The organism is Henriciella sp., assembly GCF_049649345.1.
GTDB lineage: Bacteria > Pseudomonadota > Alphaproteobacteria > Caulobacterales > Hyphomonadaceae > Henriciella.
Genome location: NZ_JBARZC010000259.1, coordinates 1 through 9,132 on the forward strand (window position 1 = coordinate 1; position 9,132 = coordinate 9,132).

General features: G+C 59.3%; 9 protein-coding genes. 3 read left to right on the forward strand and 6 right to left on the reverse strand.

The annotated features are described in order from the left end of the window. The coding region (locus tag WA989_RS06635; protein WP_424339718.1) for a PhoH family protein at positions 1 to 602 on the reverse strand (602 nt) is incomplete at its 3' end. A gap of 243 nt (positions 603 to 845) precedes the next feature. Between WA989_RS06635 and WA989_RS06640 the strand changes: the two genes are divergently transcribed. Beyond that, the gene (locus tag WA989_RS06640) at positions 846 to 1,379 is read left to right on the forward strand and encodes a gamma carbonic anhydrase family protein (RefSeq protein WP_424339719.1); all 534 of its coding nucleotides are present in this window, start codon (positions 846 to 848) and stop codon (positions 1,377 to 1,379) included. Here the strand turns inward: WA989_RS06640 and WA989_RS06645 are convergent. Beyond that, positions 1,376 to 1,930 carry a PAS domain-containing protein gene (locus WA989_RS06645; RefSeq protein ID WP_424339720.1) on the reverse strand — a complete coding sequence of 185 codons (555 nt, stop codon included), beginning with the start codon at positions 1,928 to 1,930 and terminating at the stop codon, positions 1,376 to 1,378. The genes WA989_RS06640 and WA989_RS06645 overlap by 4 nt on opposite strands. Positions 1,931 to 2,130: 200 nt before the next feature. Here WA989_RS06645 and WA989_RS06650 point away from each other — a divergent pair, with 200 nt between their 5' ends. Together WA989_RS06650 and WA989_RS06655 are read left to right on the forward strand one after the other, a co-directional pair. Further along, positions 2,131 to 3,057 carry a hypothetical protein gene (locus WA989_RS06650; protein ID WP_424339721.1) on the forward strand — a complete coding sequence of 309 codons (927 nt, stop codon included), beginning with the start codon at positions 2,131 to 2,133 and terminating at the stop codon, positions 3,055 to 3,057. 195 nt (positions 3,058 to 3,252) lie between these two features. Next, complete coding sequence (locus WA989_RS06655) at positions 3,253 to 5,781, forward strand: TonB-dependent receptor (protein WP_424339722.1); 2,529 nt, start codon at positions 3,253 to 3,255, stop codon at positions 5,779 to 5,781. A gap of 53 nt (positions 5,782 to 5,834) precedes the next feature. Here the strand turns inward: WA989_RS06655 and WA989_RS06660 are convergent, their stop codons facing one another. From WA989_RS06660 to hfaA, 4 genes are all read right to left on the reverse strand, one after another. Next, the gene (locus WA989_RS06660) at positions 5,835 to 6,224 is read right to left on the reverse strand and encodes a DUF4345 family protein (protein ID WP_424339723.1); all 390 of its coding nucleotides are present in this window, start codon (positions 6,222 to 6,224) and stop codon (positions 5,835 to 5,837) included. 118 nt (positions 6,225 to 6,342) lie between these two features. Then, positions 6,343 to 7,581 (reverse strand): holdfast anchor protein HfaD, encoded by a 1,239-nt coding sequence (hfaD, locus tag WA989_RS06665; RefSeq protein WP_424339724.1) that lies wholly within the window; start codon positions 7,579 to 7,581, stop codon positions 6,343 to 6,345. Positions 7,582 to 7,620: 39 nt separating this feature from the next. Beyond that, positions 7,621 to 8,619, reverse strand: a complete 999-nt coding sequence (hfaB, locus tag WA989_RS06670) for a holdfast anchoring protein HfaB (RefSeq protein ID WP_424339725.1) — start codon at positions 8,617 to 8,619, stop codon at positions 7,621 to 7,623. Continuing rightward, a partial coding sequence (hfaA, locus tag WA989_RS06675) for a holdfast anchoring protein HfaA (protein WP_424339726.1) occupies positions 8,612 to 9,132 on the reverse strand: 521 nt, incomplete at its 5' end. The genes hfaB and hfaA, both read right to left, overlap by 8 nt.

Genomic DNA, 9,132 nt, shown 5'->3' on the forward strand with positions numbered 1-9,132 from the left:
ATCTTCAGCTGCGTGTAAGTGCAGTTCTGCGCCTCATCGATCACGACGAAGGCATTGTTGAGCGTGCGCCCGCGCATGAAGCCGATGGGCGCGATCTCGATCAGGCCTTCGCCCATCATGTGCTTGAGTTGTTGCGGCGAGAGCCTGTCGGCCAGCGCGTCATAGAGCGGGCGGAGATAGGGCGCGAGCTTGTCTTCCAGCGCCCCTGGCAGGAAGCCAATCTGCTCACCGGCCTCGACGGCTGGCCGTGAGAGAATGATGCGTGCGACCTTTCCCTTTTGGAGGGCTTCGACCGCCTTGCAGATCGCAAGGTAGGTCTTGCCGGTGCCAGCCGGCCCAAGGGCGCAGACTAGCGATTTCTCATCAAGTGCCTTCATAAGGCGCGCCTGGTTTTCAGATCTTGGCTTTACGGTTTTCTGATAACGCTGATCACGCGGCGTGTTTGGATTTCGTACCTTTTCGGCATCGTCCGGATGCCAGCCTCCCTGTATGGCGTAGAGCCGCGCCTCGTTGCGCGATTTTCCTCCCATCTCCTCGAAGAAGCCCATGGCTTCCAGTTCTGCATTGGCTTTCTGACGCTTGGCAGAGGTTCTTTTACCCATGTGAGGATCTCCTTTTCGGGCACAAAAAAACCGCCGTGCAAAATTGCAGGGCGGCGACGGAAAACGGGGAGAAGGGAGCTCCGGGCCCTCTGGAGGGGCCGGGTGGTGTTTCTGGCAGAGACGGTCTGGGGACCATCGGCACTTGCCTCCCGAATCTCATAACCATTAGAGGATAGCAGGGTTAAAGACCGATTAACCAGCAGATACGCGCACGAAACGATAATCTTGTGGAGGATTGCAAAAATGGCACTTTATGACCTGGATGGCGTCAAACCGAGCACACCGGAGAGCGGGAACTATTGGGTCGCCGATAATGCGACCGTTCTGGGCCGGGTGATTCTCAGGGAAAACGCCAGCGTCTGGTTCAATGCGGTGCTGCGCGGAGACAATGATCCGATCGAGATCGGTGAGAATTCGAATATTCAGGATGGAAGCGTCCTGCACACCGATCACGGCGTGCCGCTGACCATCGGGAAGAACGTCACTGTCGGCCATATGGTGATGCTGCACGGCTGCATGATCGATGATGGCACGCTGATCGGGATCGGCTCAACGATTCTTAATCTTGCGACGATCGGGAAGAACTGCATCATCGGGGCACATTCGCTTATCCCCGAGGGCAAGGAGATCCCGGACAATTCACTCGTCATGGGCGCGCCAGGCAAGGTGGTGCGCGAGCTGGATGAGGGGGCGGCGCAGATGATTGCCGCGTCCGCGCAGGTCTATGTCGATAACTGGAAACGATTCAAGACGGGCCTCAAACGGATCGACGCCTAGTCGATATCGTTGCTGGCCACCAGTTTCAGGCGCGGCTCAGCCACCCCGCTATCTGGCGGGAAGATCGCCGTGACGCGGTGGCGCCAGACCGGACGGCCCTTGAGGAAGAATTCGCCGCCCAGCGTCTGGTAAAGCCCGAGACTGCGCGCGCCGCCTTTCTGGTGCGGCGGCTGGGCCAGCGGGGCGAGGATCAGTTCTATGTCGACGCGCTCGCCGGTGAGCGACTCGCCGCGACCGCGCACAACGCCCGGCAGGCGCTCTTCAGTGACGGACTTCAGCAGCAGTTCAAGCATGGCGCGGTCATGACCGGCCCAGAAACTCAGGAAATTATGATCGGCAAGCTGGCGGCCGAGTGAAGACTGGATCTGGTCGCCTGCCGTCTTGAACACCCAGTCACTGTCGCCTGCATCCTGTATGACGAACAGGCGCGAGACGAGATCCGGATGATCGCGCGTGGTTGGTGCGTGGGGCACATCATTGTCTGAAGTGTTCATGCGCTGCCAGGCGGAAAGCAGGGTCTGGCTGTTCGGGTGAAGGGTTCGGTCCAGCATTCGGGCTCGTATCTCTTTATATATGTACGTCGTCGTTTGAGCGCCGCGGCGCATGGTGAAGCGTCCATCGCAAGCGCCGGGCCAGAGATATTTCGCCCTGAAAGGGGTGGTCAGGCCGGGATTGGAACAGTTTTCGCCGCTCAGGCGAGCTGCGGCATGAAACGTGCTTCTTCTAAGGCGAAGAGCCACGGAGACACTTCATGCGCGTTTCAACACGACACACTCTATACGCAGGCGCTGCTGCCGCCGTCATCGGGGCGCTGACAATGGCTGCCTCGGCGGGCGGGGGTAATTCACCCTGCCATGGCTGTAATGCACCGCCGCCACCGCCGCCAAGCTATCATGGCCAGAAGGACGGGCCCTGCTGTCAGGGCGGCAAGAATCACGGCGTCTTCGTGCCAGGCGTGAATGTTTATGGCGGATCGGTGAATGTATCAGTTCAGACCAGTCTGAATGTTGCGGCAGCCGCCGGAGCCAGTGCGCAATCTGAAGTCGTCGCCTATGCAGGTGGTGGTGGCGGATTTGGCGGTCCAGCGCCGGTCGCGATGACATCGATCGACAATCTGAACGTTGTCGGCGGTGGAGAAATCTACACCGAAACCGTCACCGAACAGGTTCCCACGGTTGAAGAATACTGCGTCGATGAGATCAGTTATGAGATGGCCTATCGTGCCGTCCAGGCGGTCTGTATCGACGATACGGGCGCGCCGCACCCTGCATCGCAGGTCAATGGATCGCAATCGATTGCATCCGGTTACAAGGGCGAAGTGTTCCGCTGCATGGCAGGCACGCGGATGCAGGTCACGATTGGGTCGGTCACGCAGGGCAAGGCCAGCTTCGATCATGGGCAGGGCATGTCCTGTGCGAAGGGCGAGGCGCTCGTCTTCAGCACAGGTGGTAAGCTCAACTGCGCCCCGCAAAGCCCGCAGCGCGATTGTAATGAGCGCTCGCTGCTTCGACGCCACGGCCCGGGCATCAAGGTGTTCGAGACACGGATCGCAGACAAGCGCTGCGTGCCTCAGGAACGTACCGTGATGAAATCGGTGACCCGCGAAGTGCAGAAAGTGCGCGAATCGGCCGGTGGCGCAATTGTCTTTGACGGCGGTGTCGGCCAGGGCGTCTACTAAGACAACTGCAATAAATCCAGAATTCAAAAAGCCCTGCATTGTCAGGGCTTTTTTCCTATGTGTCGCCGGTTTCTTACTCTGACAATATGCCTCACTACAGCATTGGCACATTGCATCCATGCATAGCTCTGCTAGGCGTGTGCGCGCGCACGATTCGTTCGCAAATAAGAACAATATCAATAGGAGACGTGAGAAATGAAGCCAACTCCCAGAAGAAATACAGGGGTGTCGCTGTTCAAGACATCGCTGTGCGTTAGCGTCGGCCTCGGGGCCCTCATTGCCGCACCCATTTCAGTTGCGAATGCTCAGGAAGAAGAAAGCGCAGACAGCCAGCGCCGCCTGAACGCTGTGGTCGTCCAGGCCACCCGCCGCGAAGGCACGACCGTGCAGGATGTGCCCGTCGCCGTGACCGCCTTTGATGCTGCAATGCTCGAGGATACGGGCGTGGCCAGGCTCAACGACATCGAACAGATTGCGCCTTCGGTGCAGATCGCCCAGACAGAATCGGCCGCTTCGGGCACGTCCATCTCGATCCGTGGTGTCGGTACCGGCTCCAACAATCCGGGCTTCGAGCCGGCTGTGGGTGTCGTGATCGATGGCGTCTTCCGCACCAAGACGGGGATCGCCCTGTCCGAGCTGCCAGAACTTGAGAGCCTGGAAGTCCTGCGCGGACCGCAAGGCACGCTGTTCGGCCGCAACACATCTGCCGGTGTGATTTCGATTAACACCGCAAAGCCGGAATGGGAGCCGAATGCCACGGTTGGCGCCGGGGTCGGCAATTACGGCATGTACAGTTTTGAAGCCATGTCGACCGGTCCGATCACCGACAATATTGCAGGGCGGATCGATATCAGACGCCGCGTGCGCGATGGTTACATTGATGATGTGAACTCCGATCGCGAGTTCAACAATCTCGACCGCTTCCTGATGCGCGGCCAGCTTCTCTGGGAAGGCGATGACGATGCGAGCCTTCGTCTGATTGCCGATTACGGCAAGACGACTGAAGACTGCTGTATCGGCGTGAACTTCAATCCCGGCCCACTTGGCGCAGCCGTCAATGCAGGCGCGGCCCAGCTCGGTCTGGTCGGCATCGCCGACGCCGATCCGGAAGACCTGAAAGTTGCGATCTCGCCGAACAGGGAGGTTTCAGACGATGTCGATGAGTGGGGCGTCTCGGCCGAATACAAGAACCGCTTCGGCACGATGAACTTCACCTCCGTCACCTCCTATCGTGACTGGGAAGCCCTCCGCGATCAGGATATCGACTTCTCCGGTATCGACCGGGCCTATCGCGATGGCACGATGATCGGTGATCAGACATTCACCCAGGAAGTCCGTCTGCAGGACACCTATGGCAATATCGACTGGCTAGTCGGTGCGTTCTACATGAACCAGAAGACCTCCTACACCGATACGATCCGCGTCGGTACGCAGGCCAATCTGTACACCGACCTCGTCGCCTTTGGTGCGGCCGGTGGGCAGGTCTTCGGCAGCCTCGATCCGACGGGAACCGTGGTTCCATCCCTTCTCGGCAATATCAATCCGTTGACCGGTGCGCCTGCCGCGCCGGGCACGCCGGGAACTGTTCCTTTCTTCATCCCAGGCTTCCAGCCGGGCCAGGGCCAGTCTGCCGACAATTGGGACCAGACGACGAATGCGTTCTCGCTCTTTACTCATAATGAGATCGCGCTCTCAGATCGCCTGACGGCCACGCTGGGTCTGCGTGCAAACTATGAAGAGAAAGAGGTCGAGTACGATCTCAACGGCAATGTGACGCCGTGTAATTTCTTCGCGGCCCAGCCAGGCGTCGCTCAGGCACTTGGCCAACTCGCGCTTCTCGTCTGTAATCCGGCGATCAATAGCGAATTCAGCGTCGCCGACAGCGGAAGCTTTGACGACACGCAGGTGACCGGTACGGCAAAGCTCGCCTATGAGTTCACGCCGGACTTCATGACCTATGTGTCCTATGCGCGTGGCTTCAAGGCTGGCGGATACAACCTCGACCGCCAGGGCTTCGACAGTGTCATCTTCGGCGGTGACGGCCCTCAGCCGGAAGACCTGCAGTTCGATGGCGAAACGGTCGATTCCTATGAAATCGGCTGGAAGGCCGATTTCGTCGACTATAATGCGATCCTGAACGGCGCGATCTTCTATCAGGAGATCAAGGACTTCCAGGAAAACCTCTTCAGCGGCTCGAATTTCCGCACATTCAACTCGGATGTGGAGAGCTATGGTCTCGAGCTCGACGGCACGCTGTCTCCGGTCGATGGGCTGACGCTGCAAGGCGGCTATGCCTACACCAAGGTGGAGCGTCAGGAAGACATCCAGGCCCCAGACGGCACTGGCGGGTTTGCGACCCTGGCCGATGGCGGTGTTCAGCTTGTCTACATGCCTGAGCACGTCGTGACCGCTTCGGGCACCTACCTCGTGGGTCTGACCGATTCGCTGCAGGGTCTTTTCCACGTGAATGCCCGCTACAATTCCGAGGCGGCGCTTTCTGACAGCTCGCGCGGCCTGACCGATAATGATGCTTACACGACTGTAGGCGCACGGGTCGGTGTTCAGGCGGCTGATGGTAGCTGGGAGTTCTCTCTCTTCGGTGAGAACATCACGGACGAAGACTACAATATGGCAGCTTTTGCCGTGCCTGAGCAGACCGGTACAAATGCCGTCTATCCAGGCATTCCGGCCATGTACGGCGCCGAGTTCAAAGTGAACTTCTAGGTCTCTGACCTCAAACCGATTGAGAAAGCCCCGCCTTCCTGGCGGGGCTTTTTTTATGGCGTCCGGTTCTTTCGGGCGTTCAGCGCAAGACAGGTGAGCGCGAAGCTCAACACCTCAAAGCTTGCAAACATCCAGCTCGTGAAGGTCGGGCTGTCACCCATTATGACCGAGACCAGCCGCGACAGCGTATAGCCACCCATATAGGCGGCGAGAAACCAGAGGGCCGGGCGTTCGAAGCTTGCCGGTCTCAGCGCGCCAGCGCCGGTCAGCGCCGCCGCACCGAGGCTGACGCCGCCATATATGCCGCGCATCTCGAAGATGTTGTTGGGGCCGCTCGTTTCGACGCCGAGCTGGGCGGTCATGCCCAGCGGGTCTGCAATAGACCAGAGGCCAAAGGCGACAAACATCAGAGAGATAAGACCAAGAAAAATACGAACAAGCATGAAGCCGATATAGACCGATCTGGCTCAAGGCGAGGTTCTGGAATCGGAAAACCCTCCGTCCTGCGAGGAAACGGAGGGTTCCGGATCGGCAGATCCTCAGTCGGAGACAGTGTCCCCTCTAGTCGCCGACTGATTGCAGTGTGGCGGAGTTCCCGACGGCTGTTGCTGAGCCGTAGATTGCACCGCCATAGGCAGTTTGTGCGGAGCCCGTCGCGTAGACGGATCCGGAATTTGTCTGATTGATCTGGCCGCCGACAGCGCCGTCGCTGCAATAGTTGCAGACCGTGGCAGTCGCGGCGTTGCCGATCGCCGAAGATGTCACCACGCCTGTTTCGCCGGTCCAGGATTCGCCCGTCAGGCTCGCCTGAGCGCCGACAGTGCCATTATTGGTCTGGTCGGCGTAGATGACCGTGTCTGAGCCAATATTGGAGATCAGGGCCGAGTTGCCGACACCGGAGGCCGACGCGGTTGCAGAGCCGGACCAGTGATCGAGTGTGACATAGGTCTGGGCGTCCACGTCTGCGCCATTGACCTGCGTCGTGGGTGCACCTTCAAGGCCGAGCGTGGCATACCCCCACTCATTCTGAACCGTGGCCGAATTACCGAAGCCGGTGGTCGCTGCGGTCACATTGGTGCCGTCATTCATGTAGACATCGGTGACGGCGCGCACGTTTGAGCCAGACTCGGTTGTCTGCAGGGCGCGATTGTAATTGGTTGTGGTGTAACCGGTTGAGGAGGTCGCATTGGCGCCGGCTGTCGTCACGAAGGTCGCCGCGTAGCCGTCGCAGCACATATCTGCGTCTGTCTCAGCTTCCACATCGGCCGAGCTATACTGATACTGGTCAGCATAATTGTTGCCGAAATTGGTGTCCGTGGACGAGATGTTCGCCATGGCGGTCGTCGCGCTTGTGATCGTGGCGCCGCCGAGCAGCTCGATATCACTGGAGGCGGCGATATTGCCTGACGCGACCTGTTCCTTGGCCCACGTATAGTTCGTGCCGTAATTTGTCCCGCCTGTAACGGCGTTGCCATAAGAGGTTGTCGTGGCCGCGGCACTACCTGCGGAATAGCCGCGAAGCCGGTTTGTGGCGGTCGCAGCCGCATCGAAATTCTGGCTGATCTGCGCATTCACGTCGCCAGTGCCGCGCACGGCAGCTGCCGAGTTGCCCATGGCAACAGAGGTTGAGGAGACTTCGGGTGTGTACTCCGGGACGGAAACATCCATGTCGGACCACACATCGCCCATCTGCACCTGGTCAATCGTGCCGGTTTCAGCAGCGTCTTGCGCGAGCGCAAACGCGCTGGTGGACAGGCTGAGCGCCATGAGCAGGGATATCCGGGTTGCTTTGCTGATCAATTCAGCCTCCCAAGGAAAGAGTAGGGGGCTGCGGGCCACTTAATTGCGGCCGCGCAGAGTTGGGTCACGGCGGTCATGCCAATTGGCGGCGATGGCGCGCGATGGACCGTTATATTCTTCCAGAGGCGCACCGCGGGGCACGAAGTCACCCGTGACGCTATTGGTCGAGATGGCGCCTTCTGTCTGCGAGCACACATCGCCGGACGGGATGGCGTAGAGATTGGCCATCATTTCGAGTACGGCGCGCTCAACGACAGAGCGGATCGCTAGCTGGATCGGCTCCTGCGCGCGTCCCCCGACACCCACATCAAAAACATTCCCATTGGCAAAATCGAACACGCCGAGCGAGATCTCGCGGCCGATGATCTGCTTCTGGTAGGAGATCACATCGACAACTTCGAGCGTTTCAGTTTCAACCATGCGCAGGTCTAGGCCAACATTTATGACGTAGAGCTTCGCACCGATCGAGCCTTTGGTGTCGGTCGGGTCGAGGTCGCCAATGAAGGCGTCGCCGCCGACAGAGCGGATATTGTAGTTTAGCTCTGTAATGCCGCCGACAAGGTAATAGTCGGAGCCCGGGATGGAGCCTGCAGTGATCTTGCGGAAGTCCTCGGGGACATCGTCGCCGATCAGCTTGTTGTTGGCATATTTCAGCTCAAGCTCGGACACGGACGTATCGAATCGCTCAACGAGGCGTGCGCCAGACTTCGCGAAAGCGGAGATTGCCATCAGCGATGCGCCCTGCGTCACCCGGCGGCCGCCTTCGATGTCAGCCTTGCCGGTATAGTCGAGGATCCGGCCGACAGCGATGCGCGGGGCGCGGTAGCCTGACGAGCGAGCAAAGTGGCCCATGCAGACCAGGCCTTCGGAATAAGGCGTCGGGTTTGCCGTGACGGGAGCATTGCCGATCGGGCTCGCATACTGGCCACTCGGGCCGGCAATCGGTGATACGCAGCCGGTGGCGAGCATGGCGCTTGCCAGGACCGCGCCTGACGCTTTCGTGCACGCTGCGCTGAAAAGAGTGTTGAGATTAATCATTGAGGTTGAGCTCCCCATTGAGAATGACGTTCTGATCGCCATTGTTGATCTGCGTGGAATCGATGATCACAGTGTTGTTGTTACCGTTGGTGATGACGTTGAGCTGGTTGCCGACCGCCGTGCCTGTGCCAATCATTCCGGACGCGCCGCCTGTCTGGCCCCAACCGGTATTGAGGCTGGTGCCAAGGCCGGTGCCGCCTTCAATCAGGCCGTTCACGATGACGCGGTTGTTGGAAGCGTCACGCGTACCGGCCGAGAAAGGCTGGCTTTCCTGGCCGTAGCCATATCCATAAGGACGTTCAAACTGGGACGTGCTTGAAGCGGCCTGTGCATTTGCATGAGGGGCAATAGCCAGCGCCACGAGTCCGGCAATGCCGACTACCCCGGTGATAATTTCAGTTGTCATTTTCATCTGCCGATCCCCTTTTGGGTCTGATGACCATTTGGTTTGCAACGCGCATGCCAATTCAGGAGAGCCCTGGCTGCGGATTTCGTGTTTGAGGGGAACAGACC

What these genes read in the sequence shown, in the direction of transcription:
- WA989_RS06640 (WP_424339719.1), top strand. Translation starts at nt 846, where the DNA reads ATGGCACTTTATGACCTGGATGGCGTCAAACCGAGCACACCGGAGAGC.
- WA989_RS06645 (WP_424339720.1), bottom strand. Translation starts at nt 1,930, where the DNA reads ATGCTGGACCGAACCCTTCACCCGAACAGCCAGACCCTGCTTTCCGCC.
- WA989_RS06650 (WP_424339721.1), top strand. Translation starts at nt 2,131, where the DNA reads ATGCGCGTTTCAACACGACACACTCTATACGCAGGCGCTGCTGCCGCC.
- WA989_RS06655 (WP_424339722.1), top strand. Translation starts at nt 3,253, where the DNA reads ATGAAGCCAACTCCCAGAAGAAATACAGGGGTGTCGCTGTTCAAGACA.
- WA989_RS06660 (WP_424339723.1), bottom strand. Translation starts at nt 6,224, where the DNA reads ATGCTTGTTCGTATTTTTCTTGGTCTTATCTCTCTGATGTTTGTCGCC.
- hfaB (WP_424339725.1), bottom strand. Translation starts at nt 8,619, where the DNA reads ATGATTAATCTCAACACTCTTTTCAGCGCAGCGTGCACGAAAGCGTCA.